The sequence below is a fragment of the Rhizobium sp. AN6A genome, assembly GCF_900215635.1.
GTDB lineage: Bacteria > Pseudomonadota > Alphaproteobacteria > Rhizobiales > Rhizobiaceae > Agrobacterium > Agrobacterium tumefaciens.
Genome location: NZ_OCNC01000002.1, coordinates 490,204 through 511,184, shown reverse-complemented (window position 1 = coordinate 511,184; position 20,981 = coordinate 490,204). Strand labels below are relative to the sequence as shown.

Below are 20,981 nucleotides of genomic sequence, written 5' to 3'. Positions count from 1 at the left end.
CTGCTCTCCAAACGTTCAAACCGATTGTCCATCTTTCCGGACAATCTGTCCGGATTATAGCTTCTTGTAGCGTATATGCCACCTGTCTATTTTCGAGAAACACAAGGAGATAGACCATGAGCACTATTGCAACTTCAGGAACCTTCACGCTTGGCGATCATACGGTGCGCCGGCTGGGCTATGGCGCGATGCAGCTTGCAGGCAAGGGCGTTTTCGGGCCTCCGAGCGATCGTCCGGAGGCCATAGCCGTCCTGCGCGAGGCGGTGGAAAGCGGCGTCAACCACATCGACACCAGCGATTTCTATGGCCCGCATGTCACAAACGAGATAATCCGCGAAGCTTTGCATCCCTATGACAACGACCTTGTGATCGTCACCAAGGTCGGCGCAGGCAGGGGCGCCGACGCTTCGTGGTATCCGGCATTTTCGCGCGCGGAGCTGACACAGGCCGTTCATGACAACCTCCGCAATCTCGGACTCGATGTGCTCGATGTGGTCAATCTGCGCGCTATGTTCGACGTGCACGGCCCCGCGGAAGGCTCATTGGACGAGCCGCTTGAAGTTCTGGCGGGTTTGAAGCAACAGGGCCTGATCCGGCATATCGGACTGTCTAGTGTTACGGCGAAGCAGATCGAGGACGCCGGAAAGATCACCGACATCGTTTGCGTGCAAAACCAGTACAATCTTGCGCATCGGCAGGACGAAGCCTTAATCGACACGCTCGCCTCCCGCGGGGTCGCCTATGTGCCGTTCTTTCCTCTTGGCGGCTTCTCGCCGCTGCAATCCTCTACCCTGTCTGACGTGGCCATCCGGCTCAACGCCACGCCGATTCAGGTGGCGCTTGCCTGGCTTCTCCAGCGATCGCCGAACATTCTCCTGATCCCTGGCACGTCGTCACGCGGCCATCTGCGAGAGAACCTCGCAGTGGCCACGATTGAGCTCCCCTCGGAGGCACTGTTGGAGCTGGAGAAGGTTGCTGCCTAATGCCGCTTGTAGAATGCTAAGGAATCAGTCGAAAGGTTGTCATCTGTCCTCAAGGCCGCTTTTGGCAATTGCTGCCTAGGCAGCGACGCGCCAGGAGGCGCGGACGGCCGGGTTTGACCGCCAGCGCTCGGGCCACCGCGCCGTGATATTGTGCCGTTCCACCGCATAATCGGCCAGTACCGGCATAAGCGCTCCACGCCTCACCCAGCCGCTGGCCATTAAACTGGTTGCCATTCCGATGCCGGCACCCGCTGCGATCGTCGCAGGCACGGCTTCGCTCGCGTCGGCGATAACGCCGGAGGACGGCACGATCTCCACCTCCCTGACCCCGACGCGGAAAGGCCAGCGGAACAACTGGCCGCTACTTTGGTATAGCAAGCAGACAGTCTCGTGCTCTTCCAATTGGTCCGGATTGGTCGGCGGGCTGCGCCCGGCCAGATATTCGGGCGAGGCATAGCAGCATAGCCGATGCGGCAGAAGGCGGCGCGAATCTGACAGGTCACTGATGCGGATCGCTACATGAAGCCGCCTTCGATAAGATCAACCATGTGATCGTTCAAAACGTAGATCTGATGGAAGATTGCTGCAAGGGCAACCACTGAACGACAGGGTCGTAGGTTCTACCCTCTCAAGACGGTTGGTATGCACATAGTATGCCTGCCTCATTGATGAAATCCAGTCAGAACGATCTTTCCAAACAGCCCGCCGGCTTCCATTCGGCGATGGGCTTCCGCTGCTTCCTTGAGCGGGTATACGGCGCCAATAATCGGTCGAAGTTCTCCTCCCATCATCGGCAGAAGCTGCTCGGCAAATCGGCGAACCATCGCTCTCTTTTCCAATCTCGACCGTGACTTCATGACAGTCCCTATCAGCCGCAGATGGTTGTGAAGAACGAGATCGAGCGGGATGATGGCGTTGTCGTCGCGTCCCAGGAGACCGACCTGGACAAGCCGCCCGCCGGGCGCAAGACTGCGAATGTTGCGGGAAAGGTAGGATCCGCCGACGAAGTCGATGATCAGCTCGACACCCCGTGAGGCTGTCGCATCGATGACCTCCGCCTCAAAGTCCGAACGTCGATAATCGAAAACGGCCTCAGCGCCCAGCGAAAGCACATTCTCAATGTTACCTGCCGAAGCGGTTGCCAGCACCTGTGCTCCGACCGCCTTTGCGAGTTGAACGGCAGCAGATCCAATGCCACCGGCGGCAGCATGGACAAGAACGGTTTCTCCTTTGGCAATTTTTCCGAGGTTGGCGAGCGCCTCCCATCCGGTGACAAAACTTTCCATGACCGCCGCCGCCTCGATGAAAGACATGCCGTCCGGAATGATCGCTGCCATTCCGCTGTCTAGGCGTGCGTACTCGGCATAGGCACCGCCGCCAACGATGCCCATGACACGGTCCCCAACCGCAAAATCAACAACCTCAGATCCAGATGCCACGACTTCACCGGCGATTTCGAGGCCAAGGATCGGGCTGTCCCCATAAGCTTGCGAACCATAGACGCCCTCACGCTGAAGAAGATCAGCGCGATTGACGCCTGCCGCCATGACCTTGACGAGAATATCGTCTGGCCGGATCTCGGGAAGTGGATATTCTGCGAGGTGTAGCACGTCTGGGCTGCCGAAATTGGCGAATGTGATTGCTTTCATCGGAGCTACCCTTACTTGGAGAGGGCCCGGCGAGCGATGCTTGCCGCAAAGAGCGGTGTCTCGCGGCTGTTGTGATCGCCACCTGCGGCCTGCCGGGCAGCGGCGGCATCCTCGAACCTGATGCCATGCTCTTCGAGAAATGCCATGAAGACATCCGTCGGATGCGCAGTAACCCGGTTCGTGTAACGGGTCCTGTTTTCATCGATCTTTTCGGCGATCAACTCCCAGACGACGTTGACCTTGGTGTGGCCGCTGGCCGTGAATACGTCGGAGATCGAGTTCATGCGGCAATAGGCAGCCTCGTCAACTTCGGCCACATAGTGCTGCACGACGAGGCCAGAACCGATTTGCTCGACATTGATTGACATCCGACGACCATCATCGGTCCATGTCACGCCGGCAGCGATATGATCCGGTGGGCAGCAGCGCAGGTATTCGGCTTCCGCCAGGTTGAAGAGCCAGTCGGCGATATCGATTTTTTCGAACGGGACGTCGATCTCTGCGGAATAGGCGGACTGCGAGAGAATTGTATCGAGGACCTTAACCATCATAGTATTCCTTCTGTTTGTTGGGCGACCGCCCGTTGACGAGAAGGAATGTGCGCCGGATGCATGCTGATGATAACGAACTGATTTGTCGAAACGGTTTTGCGTCGTAGGCAAAGATGAAGGACCCAAGGTTCGCCGAACATCTCGCCGTCTACGTCGATGTCGTCCGCGCGGGAAGCTTTTCCGCAGCGTCACGGCGTCGTGCCGTAACCCCCTCCGCCGTCGTCCGGCAGATCGATGCGCTCGAGCAGGACCTTGGCGTTCCACTTTTGGTCCGCTCGACACGTGCCTTGTCGTTGACGGACGCGGGTCGCCATCTCTTCGATAGGGCTCAGCGCCTGCTGGATGACCTGGCCGACACCCATGCGGAAGTCGCAGCCTTCGACAATGCGGTCAGCGGCACCCTTCGCATCGCTTGCTTCCCGACCTTCGGAAAACGCTACGTCATCCCTGTTCTTGCATCTCTTGCGCAGCAGCACCCGAGTTTGCATGTCGACTTAGATCTCACCGAACGACTGGCCGACCCCGTCGCCGAACGGCTCGACTTGGTGGTCAGGATGGGGGATCTGGCGGACAGCTCCTTGATCGCCACGAAGCTCGCCCCGCTTGACCGTATTCTTGTGGCGAGCCGTAAATATGTAGAGCAGTGCGGAGAGCCGAAAGACGAAGGGGCTCTCCGTCATTGTCGTCTCCTCGACAAGCTTCATGGCAATGATCTACTCGGCTGGTTCGACATTCTCGGATGCCCGGCCGGTGAGGCATGCAGCCAGGTCTCTTTCCGCTCCGATGATTTTGAAGCGTTGAACAGCGCTGCGATCGCAGGGATGGGTGTGGCGCTCCTACCAAGCTGGGTCTCTGGTCCTTCCGTAAAAGCCGGTGATCTTGTCCGCCTTTCGCTGGCGGGGGAAAGGTGGAATGAAAGGCCTTCCGGTATCTACCTCCTCCGTTCGCTGCAGGTGCCGTCTGCAAAAGTCAGGGCGTTTACGGAGGCGCTCAACGACCACATCGGGACGCCGCCGCGGTGGAGCTGCAATCCCTGTTGACCGAAAACTCATCACAGCAACAGGCTAAACGCAGCGGCGGCTATTGGCGGGGCACGGGTTCGGGATCTTTCAAGAGGTTAATTGGACGCATTGATTGCGGCTCGCAAGGTATCGTTGATGCGCTCTTGCCAGCCCGGACCGTCGGCCTGAAAATGTGCGAGCACATCGCTGTCGATCTTCAATGATACAAGCTCCTTGGTGTTGGGAATTGCAGGCCGTTCAACGGCCGGCGCTGCGACCTTCTTTGCCGCTTTGAATAGCGCCTCGGCTGCGTCTTTGGGATTGGACGGTCGTCGGGATGTTGCCATGGTGTTGTATCCTCTTGTGTCGTGCGCTCGAACAGCGCAGCCTGTCAGTTTCTGTTTGCAGGCTGTATGTCAAACACAGCGGTGGTCGCAACCCACGTGTAGTGGTTAGCCGGAAGAACGTAATTGCTGCCGATAAACCGGTCAGCCTCCCCGCGCAATCTGGAAGAGATCGTGCACCCTCATCCACAATTGCGTCAGGAGGCCGCAGGTTCTTGTCAAGGTGTTGGCGCCCCTTGGCGAAACACACACCCTTTGTGTTGACCTACTCTCATGCCCTTTCCGCAGGCGGGGCGTTTCATTCCCCTGCCGCCACTCCCTCGCGTCGTGGATCCGCGCTGCCGATCAAACCTTCGGCGGTTATCTCGATGGCATGCAAACCGGAATTCATCTCGCCCGGTTTCACCTCGTAACCCAGCGCCTTCAGTGGCCTTGCCAGACCTTCCGCGCTTGTACCGGCCTCGATGTCGTAGGTGCCGAAGCGGTTGATGAGATGCGGCTGGGAGACGATCGCCTCTACAGGCATGCCCCAGTCGATATAGGCGATCAGCGCCTGCGCTACATAGCCGATGATCTGGCTGCCGCCCGGCGAACCGATGGCGAGCAGCGGCTTGCCATCCTTCATCACGATCGTCGGGGCCATGGAGGAGCGCGGTCGTTTGCCTGGCTCAACGCGGTTGGCGATCGGCAGACCGCCTTCATGGGTCTTGAAGGAAAAGTCCGTCAACTCATTATTGAGCAGGAAGCCGTTCGTCATCAGACGCGAGCCGAAGCCGCTTTCGATCGTTGTCGTCATCGAGACCACGTTTCCGTCCTTGTCGACGATGACAAAATGGCTTGTGGAGGGCAACTCGATCGCCGCATCCCGGCCGAAAAGCAGCGCGTGGTTCCATTCCGGCTCGCCGGCCTTGACGGCATCGTTGGTCAACGCCTTATCGCCGTCGAGCAGCTTTGCCCTCTCGCCCAAATAGGTCTTGTCCAACAGGCCCTTGATCGGCAGCGGCACGAAATCGGTATCAGCGACGTAACGCTCGCGGTCGGCGAAGGCGAGACGCTGGGCGTCGCCGATAATGCGCCAACTGTCGACATTTTTTGGCCCAAGCGTCTTGAGATCAAAATTCTCCACTAGGCCGAGCATCTGGCCGATCGCGATTCCGCCCGACGACGGCGGGCCCATGCCGCAAACGTCAAGAGCACGATAGACAAAGCAGACCGGCTCGCGCTCGACGACCCGATAGTTGGAAAGATCGGCCAGCGACAGCACGCCGGGATTGTCGGCCGCCTCGCGCACCGTCTTGACGATCGCCTCGGCAATTCGCCCCTTGTAAAAGGCATCGGCGCCGCCTTTGGCGAGCGCCGCAAGCGTCTCGGCATAGGCCGGGTTCTTCAAAGGAGCACCGGCCTGCAGGGCGGCCCCGGAGGTGTCAAAGAAATAGGACCGGGGTTCTGTATATTTCTTCAACCGGTCCCCCTCGGACGCGATCAGGGAGGCAAGACGCGGCGACACCTTAAAGCCCTCGGTAGCCAGCGTTTCGGCCGGCTTCAGGAGGCTTGCCCATTCCGCCTTTCCATAGCGTTTATGGGCTTCCTCCAGAAGTCGCACCGTTCCCGGCGTGCCAACAGAGCGGCCGCCGACCACTGCGTTCATGAATTTTAACGGTTGACCTTTGTCATCCAGGAAGAGCTTTGGCGTGGCTTCCATCGGCGCGGTCTCGCGGCCGTCAAATGTCGTCAGCTTGCTGCTTTTTGCGTCGTAATAGACCAGGAAGGCACCCCCACCGAGTCCGGAACTCTGCGGTTCAACGAGGCCGAGCATGGCCTGCACCGCCACCATTGCATCGATGGCGTTGCCGCCCCTGGCGATCACATCACGCCCTGCCTCAGTCGCCAGCGGATTGGCCGCCGCTACCATGAAGCTCTTTGACTCGATGCGTTTGGCAGTCGCAATATCGGTCGCTTTTTCGGGCGCCACCGTGTCGGACGCCTGCTGCGCGGAGGCGACCGCGGTGGAAAGCATCAGGGCGAAAAATCCCTCACTGAGAAATCTCATTTTCATCAGCCAAATCCTCCAGCGACGTACAACTCGTTAATGTAGTAGGGCATTCAACTGAGCCAGCAGGTAGGCCGAACCTTTATCGACCACGGCACGGCCACTTTTAGAACTCTTCCTTCACTGCTGCAAAGCTTCGGCCTTCACCGGTATTTCAGCCCCGTCCGTTGGCTCGCCCCGCTATTGAGCGTCTGTCTGGCGCGCCGCTCTTTTTCGGCACTATGGTGGCTGTTTCGCCGCATGTCCATCATGTCGAAGGGTCGACCTATCGTTGGAAAACGGAAATCTGCTCATTCCCATCCGACAAGCCTGTCGAGTTGGTATATGGCGGCGGACTTCTCTGCCTTCTTCAGGAAACCGGAAGGAGCTAAAGCCTACTGACATCGAATGGAGCGAAAGGGCAATAAATGCAGGCGCTGTTGTCTCCACGCATCTGCTTTAATAACGGCGTCGCCGGTTCTGATCCTTTCAACTGCGTGGCGTGAGACGTCTACTATTGCCCGGAAGCTGTCATCACGCACGCTTACCTGCGCTTGTCGGAATCGAACCGACAGTCGACGATTCATCTTTAGTTTGCCACGGCCAGGTCCGCGTATGTGAGAATCGTCTGATACCGCCGAATGCAATCTATTCGGTCAGAACCTACGATGCAGCGCAGACTTAAGGACATAAAGATATCGTTATATGATGTTGACCGATGACGTGGCTTACAATATGGTCATCACGCCTAAGGTTCCCCAGTCGTTGCACGCAACGTGCCGGGGCTAAGAGGGAAGTCGGTGCTCCGTGTTATGCGGAAAAGCCGACGCTGCCCCCGCAACTGTAAGCGGCGAGCTGAAGTCCAATATGTCACTGGTTTACCCCGGGAAGACGGACGGAAGTGATGATCCGTGAGCCAGGAGACCTGCCTTTGGTGAAATAACGTCCACGGGCGGGGTGTCCCAGTGTGCCGTAGCAAAGGCTGCATTGTTGCGGCCTGTCTTGCTATGCGTCCGCAGACCCATGCCCCCAACTTTATAGGGGCACAACATGTCTCAGACCTGCATTTTTACGATCACGAGCGTACCCTTCGATGAGGACTATCGTCCTTCAGAACATACGCGCATCACCACCAATTTCGCCAATCTGGCCAGGGGCGAAAAGCGGCAGGAGAACCTGCGCAATGTCCTGCGCATGATCGATAGCCGCTTCAACGCCCTCGCGCACTGGGATAATCCCAAATCGGACCGATACTCGGTAGCGTTGGAGATCATTTCGGTCGACATGAGCTTCGATGTTGCAGGTGAAAAATTTCCCCTCATCGAGATACTGAAGACGACGATCATCGATCACAAAACCAGTGAACGTATCGACGGCATTGTGGGGAATAACTTCTCCTCCTATGTGCGGGACTACGACTTCAGCATTGTGCTGCCGGAGCATAACAAGGGCGTTCCTGCCTTCAGCATTCCGGCCGACTTCGGCGACCTGCATGGAAACCTGTTCAAGTCTTTTCTGCGGTCGGATGCCTACCGTTCGCACTTTCGCAAGCCGCCGGTCATTTGCATCAGCGCCTCGACCAGCAAGACCTATTACCGGACCGAAAATCATCACCCCGTGATGGGCGTCGAATACCGGCAGAATGGGTTCTCGTCCACCGACCAGTATTTCGGGAAAATGGGATTGCAGGTTCGCTACTTTATGCCTGCGGGCAGCGTTGCGCCGCTGGCGTTCTATTTTGTTGGGGACTTGCTGGGCGACTACTCCAATATTGAGCTAATCGGCGTCATCAGCACGATGGAAACGTTTCAGAGAATTTATCGCCCCGAAATCTACAATGCGAACGCAGCAGCCGGGACATTTTACCAGCCCAACCTAAAGCACCAGGACTATTCGCTGACCCGGATCATCTACGACCGCGACGAACGAAATCGCTTGGCGGTGGATCAGGGCAAGTTCACCGAAAAACACTTCATCAACCCATACCGCGCCGTCCTTGAGCAATTGTTTGCTCACTGCCCCGCCTGATCATCACTTAGAAGAGGTCCCCATCGTGAAGAAACTTCTCCCCACATCGACCGCCGGCAGCCTGCCGAAACCCTCCTGGCTTGCGCAGCCCGAAAAACTGTGGTCGCCCTGGAAACTGGAGGGCGAGGAATTGCTGGAAGGTAAAAGAGACGCCCTGCGCCTTTCACTGGACGATCAGCAACAGGCCGGCATCGACATCGTCAGTGATGGCGAGCAAACACGCCAACATTTCGTCACGACTTTCATCGAGCACCTCGACGGGGTCGATTTTGCAAAACGCGAAACCGTCAGAATTCGCGATCGCTACGATGCGAGTGTCCCGACAGTCGTCGGCGCCGTGTCTCGCCAGAAGTCCGTGTTCGTCGAAGACGCCAAGTTTTTGCGTCAACAGACCAAACAACCCATCAAATGGGCTTTGCCGGGTCCGATGACGATGATCGATACTCTCTTTGACGGCCATTATAAGAGCCGTGAAAAGCTTGCCTGGGAATTTGCCGGGATACTTAACGAGGAAGCAAAGGAATTGGAGGCTGCCGGCGTCGATATTATCCAGTTCGACGAACCTGCCTTCAACGTTTTCTTTGACGATGTGAATGACTGGGGTGTCGCCACTTTGGACAGGGCAATTGAAGGGCTGAAGTGCGAGACCGCCGTCCATATCTGCTACGGTTACGGCATAAAGGCCAATACGGATTGGAAAAAGACACTCGGGTCAGAATGGCGGCAGTATGAGGAAACTCTCCCCAAGCTGCAGAAATCCGGCATCGGTATGATCTCACTCGAATGCCACAATTCTCATGTTCCAATGGATCTTCTGGAACTTGTTCGAGGTAAGAAAGTGATGGTCGGGGCCATCGATGTGGCAAGCGATACCATCGAAACCCCGGAGGAAGTCGCTGCAACGCTGCGCAAGGCGCTTAAGTTTGTCGACGCAGATAAACTTTGCCCCTGCACCAATTGCGGCATGGCCCCCCTGTCTCGTCGTGTGGCAAGAGGCAAGCTGAATTCCTTGAGCGCAGGAGCTGAGATCGTCCGGAGAGAGCTCACTGTTTAATTTTTTGATAGTCTGAACCTGCGGATGGCAGCCGTTCGCCGCCACCGCGCCCATCGCGACACTTACGAATGGGCTATAAGGTCATGGCGCGGATCATCCTTAAGGCTTCGAAGGATGTCCGCGTCTTGGCGCGAAGCTGCCAAGACCGCCTGCTCAAGCCGGCCATTCCGAAGAGCAGGACGTTGCCAGATTAGAAAATTTACACATTCATTCCCCATCAACTGAGGATGTGACGGTTTTCATCCTTTCAAGGCGTAAGACAAGTCGCTTGCCATGGTAATTCCGTCGCTATCCACCGTCCACGAACCCGTATACGTCAAATGGGTGCTGCTTGCTTTGCACTACTGCACTCGATATTCGCGTGGCGCGACACCGAACTGGTTCCGAAACGACCGGCTGAAATGCGAGAGGTCATTGAACCCCCATCGGAAAGCGATCTCTCCAATAGAGCCGCCACCTTTGGCACGGAGATCGTTCGCGCATTTTTGCAACCTTTGCCGAAGCAGAAACTGGCTAAATGTCTCGCCGTTGTCTTCCAGCAGTCGGTGAACATAGCGAACCGAAATGCGGAAATGTTCGGCTGCCTTCGCCGGTGTCAGCGCCGGATCTGCCGCATGCGAAGTGATGTAATTGATCAGGGAAAAAGCGAGCTGATTGCGCAATGTCCCCCTGGCTCGGTCTCCCTCGCGATCGGATACGCCGAGAACCAACGCAACCAGTTCCACCAAATGGTTGGTGATGGAAAAGGACGCGGCGGCGTCTAGATGCTCGGCATTCATCGCAATCGATGACAGATAGTCTGTCGCAAGACGCGCAAGTGGAGCACTGCTGCTTATTTTAGTGGCCATCAGTCTGTCGGGTTGCTTCAGAAGAGGCTGCAGAATTGCCTTGGGAATGCGGAACGAATGCTGGGTCCAACTGTCGCTGCAGTAGTCGTTGATATATGGCTCGGTCGAATCGACGATCGAGAAATCACCGTGCTGCAAAAGCGCTTCCCTGCCGTTCTGCATCATCCGGCAGTGACCTTCCACTTGTAGATTGAGGAAGTACACCTGTTCGGGCATTCGGCTGATTTCCTGCCTGCGGCGATGAATTTTTTGCCTGCTCGACGAAATTGTCGTGACGTTGATCGAGTTTAGCAGCTTGGCACGAACGTGGCCGAAAAACGGGGCATGCCCTTCTGTTGTCGAGTTCAAAGCGACGTATTCCTGGCAGAGCACCTCTTTCCAGAAAGGGAAACGGTCCTTCTGCGGCAATTCGGTTGCGTTCCAGACAGTCATTTCCAGCGCCTCCGTCAGCGACGATTGTCGCAATGGTGAGGCAAAAAACATGCCAAGCAATCATCGTCTGCTGGGACGATCGACCCGAACCTGGGCCATTCCGCAGTCTTCGGGCATGAAGATGATGAACACCTTTATGGCCAGTGTCACTTTGCGCACAGAAACTGTTCACTGTGAGCCAAGACGCATGTTGCGTTGCGGCATAAGCTTGTTTCCGGGAACAAAGACAACAAACAGGAGAAGCTATGCGCAAGCGTCTGATATTCAATTGTTTTACCATGAACGTCCCTTCGCACATCTATCATGGAACGTGGCGGCATCCGAAAAATGAACTGGCCAATTTCAACGATTTCGCAACATGGGCCAACCTCGTCAAGAAGCTGGAGCAGGGCAAATTCGACGCGATCTTCTTTGCCGATATCCTGGGTGTCGATCCCGCCTATGACGGGAAATGGGATACATACTTCCAGCAAGGCCTTCACATGCCTTGCAACGACACCTTCACGCTCTGCGCTGCTCTGGCAGGCGTGACGAAGGATCTGGGGCTTGTCTTTACGAGTTCGCTTCTTTCCGAACACCCATTCGCGTTTGCCAAGAAGGCATCGACCCTCGATCACATCAGCGGCGGCCGCATCGGCTGGAACATCGTCACGAGCGTGACCGACAACGCTGCACGGAATTTCGGCTTCGACAAGATCGTCCCCCACGATCAGCGCTATGACTGGGCGGATGAATACATGGATGTGCTTTATAAGCTCTGGGAGGGGTCCTGGGATGCAGGTGCAATGATTGCGGACCGGGAAAGCGGCGTCTTCAGCGACCATACCAAGGTGCACCGCATCAACCATCAGGGCGAGCGCTACAGGGTTCAGGGGCCGCATCTCGTCAGCCCCTCGCCACAGCGCACGCCGATGTTATATCAGGCCGGCGCGTCGAAGCGCGGAAGCCAGTTTGCGGCGCAGCATGCCGAAGGAACATTCGTCCTCTATCCAAATGTGAACGGAGCCCGTATCGGCATCGCGGGCACCAAGCAAGTGGCCAGCCAGGCAGGGCGGGGCCCTGACGATCTAAAGTTCATCCAGGGACTGTCCTTCGTCGTCGGCAGCACGATGGATGAAGCAGAACGCAAGGCGAAGGAAATCGACGAATGGGTCAGCTATGAGGGGCTGGCCGCGCATGTCAGCCGCGACATGGGAGTCGATCTTTCAAACATGGATCCTGACAAGCCGATCGACGAGTCGGGCCTGGATGGATTGCAGGGTTATGCCCGCATGATCGAGATGGGCAAGCCCGAGGGCGAGAAGGCAACTGTCAAGGATCTGGCAAATGCACTCTCCTACAATTGCCGTATCGTGGGAACTCCCGAATCAATCGCGGATGAACTGGAGCAGTGGCAGGATGCAGGTGTCGATGGCATTAACATGATATGCCAACTTCACCCTGATACGTTCGTTGATTTTATCGATCACGTCACGCCGGTTCTTCAACAACGCGGGCTTGCACAAGGCGAATATGCGGAAGGAACGCTCCGCGACAAGCTTTTCGGGCGGGGATCGCTTCTCCCTGAAAATCATCCTGGCGCTTCCTATCGGAGCGCATTTAGCGGGCAGTCCCTCGACGCTGCCGAGTAAGGCGCCACGGACCCGGCTTTGTCCGGGTCCTCATTTGTCCCTGATCGATGGATGGAAAAAATGTTGGTAAATACTCTAGAGTGCGCGGATGCACTGAGTTTCAAAGATGCGATGGCGATGATGGCGGCTGCGGTGCAGGTCGTGGCAACGGACGGCAGCGCAGGACGTGCAGGCCTGACCGTCACCGCAGCATGCTCAGTCTGCCAGGAGCCGCCAAGGCTGCTGGTTTGCGTGAATACCAAGGCATCGGCGCACGCGGCCATTCTAGACAACGGGCGGCTAAGCCTTAACATCCTTTCCAACGAGCACAGTGAAATCGCCGCGGCATTTGGTGGGAAAGTGCCGCCAGAGAAGCGCTTCGAACTGGGAGAATGGACATCGGACGAATTGGGGCAGCCCTTGCTCGAAGGGGCATGCGCGCATTTCAGCTGTTCAGTTCACGAGGCGCATCAATCCGGAACGCACACGATTTTTGTGTGTAACGTTCATTTCGCGAAGGGCAACAAGGGTCGCTCTCCTCTCTTGTATTTCGAACGCAACATGACGACGCTGCCGCTATTTGCATAACGCCACACAAAGTTTCTTCCCGGCGGGTTTTTCCACGATTATCCTTGGGGTTTCAGTTAGGGTGAGGGAAGCAATAACAGGCGAGAAGGTGGTGGATTAAAGGTCGATCTCACCACCATTTTCGCAATAACACCTGTTTTCGATGGCTCAAGAATGGGCGGATCAAGAGGACATAGACGTCCTACGACATGATCAACCCGCCATCGACATTAATTGTCTGGCCGGTGATGTAGGCCGCATCGTCGGAGGCGAGAAACGCCACCAGGGCCGCCACTTCGGCGGGCGTTCCGGCGCGGCGCATTGGAATGTTGCGCACCCATTCGGCCATGAGTTCGCCGGGCTTGTAGTCACCTAGCATCTGGCCCCAGACGCGGTCGTTATAATCCCACATTTCGGTGTGGATGATGCCGGGGCAAATGGCGTTGACGGTGATGCCTTCGGGCGCAAGTTCCTTGGCAAGACTTTGCGTCAGGCCGACGACGCCGAATTTTGAAGCGGCGTAGTGGGGGGTATAGATGAAACCCTGACGGGCCTGGCCGGAGGCGGTGTTGACCAGGCGGCCCTTGGTGCCACTTGCGCGGAAGCGGCGAATCGCCTCCTGGCAGCACAGGAACGCGCCCTTCGTGTTGACGTCGAGGTTGAAATCCCACTGTTCCTGCGTCAGTTCCTCGATCCTGGAAATGGTAATGACGCCGGCGTTCTGGACCGAGATGGAAAGCGGACCGATTGCCTCTTCGGCTGCGCCATAGGCCTCGCGCACCGCCGCCGCATCCCGCACATCGAGGATCACGCCATGGGTGACTGAGCCGGTTTCGTCCGCCAGCTTTTTGGCGGCGTCATTGGTGTCCCTGTCGATAGAGGCGATGGCGACTTTCGCGCCTTCCTCGGCAAAACGGCGGGCGATGCCGTAACCGATGCCCTTGTTGCCTCCAGTCACGAATACGGATTGACCTTCAAAGCGCCTCATGTCTCCTCCTTATGGGATAACGGCTATGTTTATGTGCCGACCAGTCGTTCGGCGGTGAATTTGTCGGTGACGAGGACATCGATCACGCCGGTTCTGAGCGCACCGGCGATCGCCTCGGTCTTTTTCGAGCCGCCGGCGAGTGCAATGACGCGGTCGACATTGGAGAGGTTTTCCAGCGGAAGGCCTATGACCCGGTCATCGAGCGGTGTCTTGACGGGCTTGCCGTCCTTGTCGAAGAACCTGAGCGAAATATCGCCCACGGCGCCCGCCTGTGCGAGATCGGCAAGCTCCTTGGCGGAAAAGATATTGCCGGAACGGGCAAGAAGCTCCGATGGCTCGACGGCACCGACACCGACGATGGCGAGCGTGATCGAACCGAAAAGATCGATGGTTTCGCGCACGAAGGGATCGGCCAGCATCAAAAGCTTCGCCTCGCGAGAGGTGGCGACGCCGGGGACCGGCAGCAATTTCGGTTCGGCCTCCGTCAGTCGCGCCAGCCGTGTGGTGATCTGGGTCGCGTGCGTCTGCACGGAAGGATCGCCCATGCCGCCCAGCGTCTGGACGATATAACGCGCTTTGGCGCCTTTCAGCGGATGGATGTTTTCCACCATCTTGAAGATCGTCTGGCTCCAGCTGGAAACGCCGATGATCTCGTTTTGCGACAGCGTCACTTCGAGAAAATGCGCGGCCGCCTCGCCGATGCGGGCCATGATCGCGCCGTCGCGGTCTTCGCTGCAATCGACGACAATGGCTTCCGGCAGGTCGAAGCGTTCGCGAAGCTGTGCTTCAAGATCGCTATAGGTACCGGGCGGCGGAATGATGCTGGTGCGCACGATACCTTCCGTTTCGGCACGCTTCAGCATGCGCGAGACAGTGGCCTGCGAAAGATTGAGATGTTCGGCAATCTCCGCCTGCCGCCTGTGCTCGCTGAAATACATCTGCGCCACGCGGGATATCATCCGAAGTTCGTTGATCCTGCCCATAAGCCCTCCAGGGTGAATTTTTATTCACCCTTACCCGACGTCACAGGTAACGTCGAGCGCGCAATCGCGTCGCGCCAGACGGCAAGCCGTTGCCTGCCGTCACTGGGCGAAGGCGCGATGGCGTTGCCGTGACTGTTGAGCGCGGCGATGGCGTCGAGATCGCTCCACAGACCGAGGGCGAGGCCGGCAAGATAGGCCGCGCCAAGCGCGGAGGCTTCCGGCGCGTCACGCTGGATGACGGGGTGGTCCAGCATGTCGGCAACGCATTGCATCAGGAAACGGTTCTGGCTCGGCCCGCCATCCACGAACAGCTGTCCGAAGCCGGAGGGCGACTGCGCGCGCATGGTCGAGAAGACGTCATAAACCTGAAAGGCGATGGAATCGGTAACGGCGCGGGCCATCTGCGCGCGGCTTGTGCTGAAATTGATCTGCGAAAATAGCGCGCGGCAATTGGAATCCCAATAGGGCGCGCCGAGGCCGACAAAGGCCGGGACAAAACCGGGGCCATCTGGTTCAGCGGTAGCGGCAAGCTCCACAAGAGAGGCGACATCGGGCAGGCCGAGAATGTCCGTCATCCACGGCAGGGAGGCGGCAGACACAAGAATATTGCCCTCGAACGCGAAAGTCGGCTTGCCGTGAAGCCTCCAGGCAACTGTCGTGGTGATGCCGCGCTCTGGCGCGATGAAATGCGGCAGCGTCGTCATCACCGATGAGCCGGTGCCGAACGTCACCTTGCCGTCACCGGGATTGAAGGCGCCGTGGCCGAAGAGGGCGGCGTGGCTGTCGCCGACGGCAGCCAGAATAGGCGTTCCGTCCTTGATGCCGGGAACACCTGATGTCACGCCGAAGTCGCCGCTGCTGTCGCGCAGGTCGGGCAGGGCGTTGATGTCGATGCCAAAAAGGTCACAAAGCTCTTCGCTCCAGACCTGCCGGTTGAGATCGAGCACCTGGCTTCGGGCCGCGTTGGAGGCGTCGCAGGCATGCACCTTGCCGCCGGTCAGGCAGTGGATCAGCCAACTATCGATGGTGCCGAGGCGAAGGCTGCGGCCCTTCGGCGCACGCTCCAACAGCCAGCGCATCTTCGCGCCGGGAAACATCGGGTCGATGGGCAGGCCGGTCAGCGCCATGACACGTTCGGAATGTCCCTTGCCGATGAGATCGGTGCATTCCTGCGCCGTGCGGCGGCATTGCCAGCTCAAGACCGGGCCGAGCGGCTTGCCGGTTTCACCGTCCCAGATCGTCACAGATTCGCGCTGGTTGGAAATGGCGATGGCTTCAACGCTGACCGCAGAGGGTGCCGATGACAGGCAGGCGGAAATCGCTTCGCGCACCGAGGCCCAGATACGGTTCGGATCCTGTTCCACCCAGCCGGGCTGCGGATAGGTGATGCCGACCGGCGATGAACCGCGCGCCAGCAATTCTCCTGTTTCAGAAACGAGAATGGCCTTGGAATTGGTGGTGCCCTGATCGATGGACAGAATGGCGCGCATCACTTGAGTTCTTTCGTCGGCAGTTTTTTCGTTTCAGCCTTGCGGTGGTTAAACGACGATATTGCAAAAGGGCGTCGCCGCGCATCCGAAGACACGCGACGACCCTGGGAGGAAACTTACTTTCTCTTGAGCAGCGCTGCCGCAGCCTCCGCGATGGCCGCGGGTGCCATGCCGAACTCATCGAGCAGCCATTCTGCCGAGCCGGTATGGGCAAAGACGCCGGGAACGCCGAGGCGCTTCATCGGCACGGGGGCATGATCCACCACGACTTCGGCGATGGCAGAGCCGAGACCGCCGAAGATCGAATGTTCTTCGGCCGTCAGGATTGCGCCGGTTTCCTTCGCTGCGGCAATGATGGCCGCCTCGTCGATCGGGCGCACGGTTGCCATGTTAAGCACACGCGCCTTGATGCCACGACTGGCCAGAATATCGGCGGCCTTGACGATGCGGTGTGTCAGCGTGCCATTGGCGATCAGCGTTATGTCGGAACCTTCGCGCAGCAGGTTGGCGCGGCCGAGTTCAAAGACGTGGCCATCAGGCAGAAGGTCCGGCACGCCGACGCGTGACAGGCGAAGGAAGCAGGGGCCGGCATAGTCCGCAGCCCATTTGACGGCGGCGGCCGTTTCGATGCGGTCGCAGGGGGCAATGACCGGCAGGTTCGGCAGAACGCGGGTCCAGGCGAAATCCTCGATCGAGTGATGCGTCGGACCCAGTTCCCCATAGGCCATGCCCGAGGAGATGCCGATGAGCTTAACATTCGCGTTGGAATAGGCGAGGTCTGCCTTGATCTGTTCCAGCGCGCGACCGGTTAGGAAACAGGATGCGCCGCAGACGAAGGGAAGCTGGCCGCCATTGGCAAGGCCGGCACCGACGCCCACCATGTTCTGTTCGGCGATGCCGACATTGACGAGGCGCTCGGGGAATTTCGACTTGAAGCCGCCGAGCTTCGAGGAGCCGACCGAATCGTTGCAGACGGCCACGACCCTGTCGTTTGCGGCGGCCAGCGCTTCCAGCGTTTCGGCGAAGGCGTCGCGGCAATCATAGAGTTTGGCGGCAGTTACGGGCGCGTTCATTACAATGCCTCCGAAAGTTCTTTGACGGCAATTTCGTATTGTTCCTTGCTTGGAACCTTGTGGTGCCAGTCGACGCGGTCCTGCATGAACGAAATGCCGTGACCCTTGTTGGTGTGCGCGACGATGCAATGCGGGCGGTCGCCGCGATGTTCGAGCGCCGGGACGATCTCTTCCATCGCGTTGCCGTTGATTTCGCTCACCTCCCAGCCGAATGCTTCCAGCTTGGGGCGAAGCGGCGCGACGTCGTTTGTTTCCGAGATCGCAGCACCCTGCTGGAAACGGTTATGGTCGATGATCAGCGTCAGATTGTTAAGCTCGAACTGCGCGGCGGACATGATGGCTTCCCAGTTGGAGCCCTCCTGCATCTCGCCGTCACCGGTCATGACATAGGTATGGTAATCCGCTCCCGAAAGCTTGGCCGCCTTGGCCATTCCGACGGCAACTGGAAGCCCGTGGCCAAGCGGGCCGGTATTGGTCTCGACCCCCGGCACCTTGTTACAGTTGGGGTGGCCATTGAGGCGGGAATTGGGTTGAAGGAAGGTCGAGATTTCCTCCTCCGGGATAAAGCCACGTTTGGCGAGCGTCACATAAAGCGCGCAGGCGGTGTGGCCTTTCGACAGCACGAAACGGTCGCGGGCAGGGTTCTTCGGTTCGTCCGGCCAGATGCGCAATACGCGGAAATAAAGGGCGGTCATGATGTCGATCGCCGACATTTCGCCGCCGATATGGCCGGCACCCGCTTCGAAAACAGCCTGGACGTCGCGAAGGCGAATCTGGCGCGCAATGCGCTCTAGCTCTGTGGGCTGCATGGGATCCTCTTCAAAACATGCGTGTGAATATTTATACAGCTGTTTATATAATTGCAGACGTGGCGTTTCTGTCAAGCCGGAATTGTGAATTGTCCTGTTTCAATCCGTGCCAATTATTTCTGTCGCTCCATTTGCGCTGATGATGAAGCGCACCTCCCGCCTCATTCCTGGGCTCGTAACAGGAATCTGCTCAGCCCAAGCCCTTGGGGTGAAAGGGCTCTCCTTGCCACGCAGACGCGCTTGCGCTGGATTTCTGCGATGTGCACCGGAACGAGATGGGAGGCGCAGGTCTGCCGCCATCCCATCACCCCGCAAGGCCCGTCCCGCCCTCCAAGCCTATTGACAAGTTTCTCTCAACTGGCTTATGCATGTTTCACCGAGCATGAATAATTATTCTAATCGGTTTAAAAAATGCAAGATAGCCACTGGGAGGAGCCATGTCCGTGCTTGAACGCAATGAGGGGGTTACGCACACCAGAAGCCCGCTTGCCTGGCTAAGCGGTGCGACCGGACCTCTTTTGGGCCTGCTGCTGCTGTGTGTCTTCCTGACCTTCACCAGCGAAAATTTTCTGTCGCTTCGAAACGGTCTCAACATCCTCGACCAGATCACCGTGCTCGGCATCATGGCCGTTGGCATGACCTTCGTCATTCTGCTCGGCGGCATCGATCTGTCCGTCGGTTCGGTGCTGGCGCTTTCGATGATGATTATGGGCTGGACCGCAAATGTCGCGGGCATGCCCATGGGAATGGCCATCATGCTGGCGCTCATCGCATCCGCAGCGTGCGGCCTTGTCGTCGGCGTTCTCGTAACTGCCTTCCGGGTTCCGGCCTTCATCGCGACGCTTGCCATGATGTCGGTGGCGCGCGGCCTTGCCAATATGATCACGGACGGTCAGCAGATCGTCGGTTTCCCTGACTGGTTCATGATGCTGGCCATCGACCGCCATTTCGGCGTGCTGACGGCGACCGTGCTGCTGATGCTGGTCGTTGTTCTGGTGTCGTTTCTTTTCCTGCGCTTCCGCTCCGAAGGCCGCACCGTCTATGCGGTTGGCGGCAACCCGGAAGTGGCGCGACTTGCCGGCATCAACGTCGCCCTGGTGACGATCTGCGTCTATGTTGCCTGTGCGGTTCTTGCCGGTCTGGCGGGTATCGTTCTTGCAGCCCGTCTCGACTCGGTGCAGCCCTCCAGCGGTTTTGGCTACGAGCTGGATACGATTGCGGCTGTCGTCATCGGCGGGACCTCCCTTTCGGGCGGTGCCGGCGGCATCGGCGGAACGCTGATCGGCGTGCTCATCATCGGTGTGCTGCGCAACGGCCTCAACCTGCTCAATGTTTCTCCCTTTCTGCAACAGGTCATCATCGGTGTGGTTATCGTGCTGGCTGTGGGCGCTGAAACATTGCGCCGGCGCAGAAGCTGAATTTGCCTGCGGAGGGCGATGAGCCGTCCGCGCAATAGACGACCCTCCCGGTATGGGAGGCGTGAAAAGCGGCCGAAGGGGAGGAGGTTTGATCTGCCCGAAGGTCAAAATCAACAAATGGAGGAATAATCATGAAATTTTCACGCATTCTGCTGACATCCGCCGCCCTTCTCGCCCTGTCGCTCGGTTCGGCCAACGCCGCCGAAGTCAAGAAGATCGGCCTTGCCGTTGCCAATCTTCAGGCGAACTTCTTCAACCAGATCAAGCAGGCCGTCGAAGCCGAAGCCAAGACGCGCGGCATCACCGTCGTCACCGTCGATGCCAAGGGCGACGGTCCGACGCAGGTTAACCAAATCCAGGATCTCCTGACGCAGAACATCGACGCGCTGATCTATATTCCGGCTGGTGCGGCTGCGGCGACCGTTCCGGTCAAGCTTGCCAAGGCGGCCGGTGTGCCCGTCATCAACATCGACCGCAATGCCGACGGCGCACCGGGCGATACCTTCCTCGCCACCGATTCCGTCGCTTCCGCCAAGTCGGTCTGCGACTACATCATCAAGCAGGCAGGCGGCTCGGGCAAGATGGTCATCATTCATGGCCAGAAGGGCACGACACCGGAAGTCGACCGCACCAAGGGCTGCATGGAATCGGTCAAGGCCAATTCCGGCGTGAAGATCGTTGCCGAACAATGGTCCAACATGTGGAGCCAGGATGAAGGCTTCCAGATCATGCAGAACATGCTGCAGGCCAATCCGGACGTTTCCATCGTCTTTGCCCAGGCAGACGGTCTGGCGCTCGGCGCGGCACAGGCGATCAAGGTCGCCAACCCCTCGCAGAAGATCGTCGTTGGCGGCTTCGATGGCGACACGGCAGCGCTTGAGGCGCTGAAGAACGGCGTCTTTGACGTGACAGCGACGCAGCAGACCCAGAAGATGGGCCGCACGGCTGTGGAGATGGCCGTCAAGATCGTCGGCGGCGAGAAGGTTCCGGCCGTGCAGCTCTCCGAGGCGACGCTGACGACGAAGGAAAACGTCGACGGCTTCATTGCCAACCACCCCTGATGCATCCGCCCCCGCGCACTCCAGCCGGATGCGCGGGGGCGTCATCTGTTCGTTTTCAGGCAA

The 20,981-nt window shown here is 58.3% G+C and carries 19 protein-coding genes and 1 riboswitch; of the genes, 8 read left to right on the top strand and 11 right to left on the bottom strand.

The annotated features are described in order from the left end of the window. The first annotated feature begins 116 nt into the window (after nt 1-116). Nucleotides 117-983: an aldo/keto reductase family oxidoreductase gene (locus tag CRO62_RS03720; protein WP_097099237.1), complete on the top strand. Its 867-nt coding sequence runs from the start codon at nt 117-119 to the stop codon at nt 981-983. Between the two features lie 75 nt (nt 984-1,058). On the opposite strand, the gene CRO62_RS03715 is transcribed toward CRO62_RS03720, so the two are convergent. The 3 genes from CRO62_RS03715 to CRO62_RS03705 form a co-directional block, all read right to left on the bottom strand. After that, nucleotides 1,059-1,460, bottom strand: a complete 402-nt coding sequence (locus tag CRO62_RS03715) for a LysR substrate-binding domain-containing protein (RefSeq protein WP_323455465.1) — start codon at nt 1,458-1,460, stop codon at nt 1,059-1,061. Between the two features lie 185 nt (nt 1,461-1,645). Continuing rightward, nucleotides 1,646-2,632, bottom strand: coding sequence for an NAD(P)H-quinone oxidoreductase (locus tag CRO62_RS03710; RefSeq protein WP_097099235.1), 987 nt, complete (start codon nt 2,630-2,632; stop codon nt 1,646-1,648). 11 nt (nt 2,633-2,643) lie between these two features. Beyond that, a complete protein-coding gene (locus tag CRO62_RS03705; protein WP_097099234.1) occupies nt 2,644-3,180 on the bottom strand; it encodes a hypothetical protein in 537 nt (178 codons plus the stop codon). 116 nt (nt 3,181-3,296) lie between these two features. Between CRO62_RS03705 and CRO62_RS03700 the strand changes: the two genes are divergently transcribed. After that, nucleotides 3,297-4,223, top strand: a complete 927-nt coding sequence (locus CRO62_RS03700; RefSeq protein ID WP_097099233.1) for a LysR family transcriptional regulator — start codon at nt 3,297-3,299, stop codon at nt 4,221-4,223. Between the two features lie 77 nt (nt 4,224-4,300). Here the strand turns inward: CRO62_RS03700 and CRO62_RS03695 are convergent, their stop codons facing one another. Beyond that, on the bottom strand, nt 4,301-4,531 hold the full coding sequence (locus CRO62_RS03695) for a BrnA antitoxin family protein (protein WP_097099232.1): 231 nt from the start codon (nt 4,529-4,531) through the stop codon (nt 4,301-4,303). A 295-nt stretch (nt 4,532-4,826) separates the two neighbouring features. Further along, nucleotides 4,827-6,584, bottom strand: coding sequence for a gamma-glutamyltransferase (gene ggt / locus CRO62_RS03690; RefSeq protein WP_097099231.1), 1,758 nt, complete (start codon nt 6,582-6,584; stop codon nt 4,827-4,829). A gap of 707 nt (nt 6,585-7,291) precedes the next feature. After that, nucleotides 7,292-7,505: riboswitch (cobalamin riboswitch) on the top strand. A 102-nt stretch (nt 7,506-7,607) separates the two neighbouring features. Between ggt and CRO62_RS03685 the strand changes: the two genes are divergently transcribed. Both CRO62_RS03685 and CRO62_RS03680 read left to right on the top strand, forming a co-directional pair. Continuing rightward, entirely contained in the window at nt 7,608-8,585 is a 978-nt protein-coding gene (locus CRO62_RS03685) for a DUF1852 domain-containing protein (protein WP_097099230.1), read from the top strand. A 25-nt stretch (nt 8,586-8,610) separates the two neighbouring features. Next, on the top strand, nt 8,611-9,639 hold the full coding sequence (locus CRO62_RS03680; protein WP_097099287.1) for a methionine synthase: 1,029 nt from the start codon (nt 8,611-8,613) through the stop codon (nt 9,637-9,639). A gap of 341 nt (nt 9,640-9,980) precedes the next feature. On the opposite strand, the gene CRO62_RS03675 is transcribed toward CRO62_RS03680, so the two are convergent. Continuing rightward, a complete protein-coding gene (locus CRO62_RS03675; RefSeq protein WP_097099229.1) occupies nt 9,981-10,970 on the bottom strand; it encodes a helix-turn-helix domain-containing protein in 990 nt (329 codons plus the stop codon). A 194-nt stretch (nt 10,971-11,164) separates the two neighbouring features. Between CRO62_RS03675 and CRO62_RS03670 the strand changes: the two genes are divergently transcribed. Next, nucleotides 11,165-12,550, top strand: coding sequence for an LLM class flavin-dependent oxidoreductase (locus CRO62_RS03670; protein ID WP_097099228.1), 1,386 nt, complete (start codon nt 11,165-11,167; stop codon nt 12,548-12,550). 51 nt (nt 12,551-12,601) lie between these two features. Beyond that, nucleotides 12,602-13,117: a flavin reductase family protein gene (locus CRO62_RS03665; protein WP_323455449.1), complete on the top strand. Its 516-nt coding sequence runs from the start codon at nt 12,602-12,604 to the stop codon at nt 13,115-13,117. A 181-nt stretch (nt 13,118-13,298) separates the two neighbouring features. Here the strand turns inward: CRO62_RS03665 and CRO62_RS03660 are convergent, their stop codons facing one another. The 5 genes from CRO62_RS03660 to CRO62_RS03640 all read right to left on the bottom strand — a co-directional run bounded on the left by CRO62_RS03660 (nt 13,299) and on the right by CRO62_RS03640 (nt 18,439). Further along, nucleotides 13,299-14,084: an SDR family oxidoreductase gene (locus tag CRO62_RS03660; protein WP_097099226.1), complete on the bottom strand. Its 786-nt coding sequence runs from the start codon at nt 14,082-14,084 to the stop codon at nt 13,299-13,301. 29 nt (nt 14,085-14,113) lie between these two features. Then, on the bottom strand, nt 14,114-15,067 hold the full coding sequence (locus CRO62_RS03655) for a sugar-binding transcriptional regulator (protein ID WP_019565848.1): 954 nt from the start codon (nt 15,065-15,067) through the stop codon (nt 14,114-14,116). Nucleotides 15,068-15,087: 20 nt separating this feature from the next. Further along, nucleotides 15,088-16,557: an FGGY family carbohydrate kinase gene (locus CRO62_RS03650; RefSeq protein WP_097099225.1), complete on the bottom strand. Its 1,470-nt coding sequence runs from the start codon at nt 16,555-16,557 to the stop codon at nt 15,088-15,090. 116 nt (nt 16,558-16,673) lie between these two features. Further along, complete coding sequence (locus CRO62_RS03645) at nt 16,674-17,630, bottom strand: transketolase family protein (RefSeq protein ID WP_097099224.1); 957 nt, start codon at nt 17,628-17,630, stop codon at nt 16,674-16,676. Next, nucleotides 17,630-18,439, bottom strand: coding sequence for a transketolase (locus CRO62_RS03640; RefSeq protein ID WP_097099223.1), 810 nt, complete (start codon nt 18,437-18,439; stop codon nt 17,630-17,632). Before CRO62_RS03640 ends, CRO62_RS03645 begins: the two co-directional genes overlap by 1 nt. Before the next feature lie 437 nt (nt 18,440-18,876). On the opposite strand from CRO62_RS03640, the gene CRO62_RS03635 reads away from it, so the two are divergent. Beyond that, nucleotides 18,877-19,857, top strand: a complete 981-nt coding sequence (locus CRO62_RS03635) for an ABC transporter permease (RefSeq protein WP_003517084.1) — start codon at nt 18,877-18,879, stop codon at nt 19,855-19,857. Nucleotides 19,858-19,988: 131 nt separating this feature from the next. Continuing rightward, nucleotides 19,989-20,918, top strand: a complete 930-nt coding sequence (locus CRO62_RS03630; RefSeq protein ID WP_003517083.1) for a sugar ABC transporter substrate-binding protein — start codon at nt 19,989-19,991, stop codon at nt 20,916-20,918. The last annotated feature ends 63 nt before the right edge of the window (nt 20,919-20,981 follow it).

Excerpts from the sequence above, each read along its gene's own strand:
- CRO62_RS03720 (WP_097099237.1), top strand. The coding sequence starts at position 117 with ATGAGCACTATTGCAACTTCAGGAACCTTCACGCTTGGCGATCATACG.
- CRO62_RS03710 (WP_097099235.1), bottom strand. The coding sequence starts at position 2,632 with ATGAAAGCAATCACATTCGCCAATTTCGGCAGCCCAGACGTGCTACAC.
- CRO62_RS03705 (WP_097099234.1), bottom strand. The coding sequence starts at position 3,180 with ATGGTTAAGGTCCTCGATACAATTCTCTCGCAGTCCGCCTATTCCGCA.
- CRO62_RS03700 (WP_097099233.1), top strand. The coding sequence starts at position 3,297 with ATGAAGGACCCAAGGTTCGCCGAACATCTCGCCGTCTACGTCGATGTC.
- CRO62_RS03695 (WP_097099232.1), bottom strand. The coding sequence starts at position 4,531 with ATGGCAACATCCCGACGACCGTCCAATCCCAAAGACGCAGCCGAGGCG.
- ggt (WP_097099231.1), bottom strand. The coding sequence starts at position 6,584 with ATGAAAATGAGATTTCTCAGTGAGGGATTTTTCGCCCTGATGCTTTCC.
- CRO62_RS03685 (WP_097099230.1), top strand. The coding sequence starts at position 7,608 with ATGTCTCAGACCTGCATTTTTACGATCACGAGCGTACCCTTCGATGAG.
- CRO62_RS03675 (WP_097099229.1), bottom strand. The coding sequence starts at position 10,970 with ATGTTTTTTGCCTCACCATTGCGACAATCGTCGCTGACGGAGGCGCTG.
- CRO62_RS03670 (WP_097099228.1), top strand. The coding sequence starts at position 11,165 with ATGCGCAAGCGTCTGATATTCAATTGTTTTACCATGAACGTCCCTTCG.
- CRO62_RS03665 (WP_323455449.1), top strand. The coding sequence starts at position 12,602 with ATGGAAAAAATGTTGGTAAATACTCTAGAGTGCGCGGATGCACTGAGT.
- CRO62_RS03660 (WP_097099226.1), bottom strand. The coding sequence starts at position 14,084 with ATGAGGCGCTTTGAAGGTCAATCCGTATTCGTGACTGGAGGCAACAAG.
- CRO62_RS03655 (WP_019565848.1), bottom strand. The coding sequence starts at position 15,067 with ATGGGCAGGATCAACGAACTTCGGATGATATCCCGCGTGGCGCAGATG.
- CRO62_RS03650 (WP_097099225.1), bottom strand. The coding sequence starts at position 16,557 with ATGCGCGCCATTCTGTCCATCGATCAGGGCACCACCAATTCCAAGGCC.
- CRO62_RS03645 (WP_097099224.1), bottom strand. The coding sequence starts at position 17,630 with ATGAACGCGCCCGTAACTGCCGCCAAACTCTATGATTGCCGCGACGCC.
- CRO62_RS03640 (WP_097099223.1), bottom strand. The coding sequence starts at position 18,439 with ATGCAGCCCACAGAGCTAGAGCGCATTGCGCGCCAGATTCGCCTTCGC.
- CRO62_RS03635 (WP_003517084.1), top strand. The coding sequence starts at position 18,877 with ATGTCCGTGCTTGAACGCAATGAGGGGGTTACGCACACCAGAAGCCCG.
- CRO62_RS03630 (WP_003517083.1), top strand. The coding sequence starts at position 19,989 with ATGAAATTTTCACGCATTCTGCTGACATCCGCCGCCCTTCTCGCCCTG.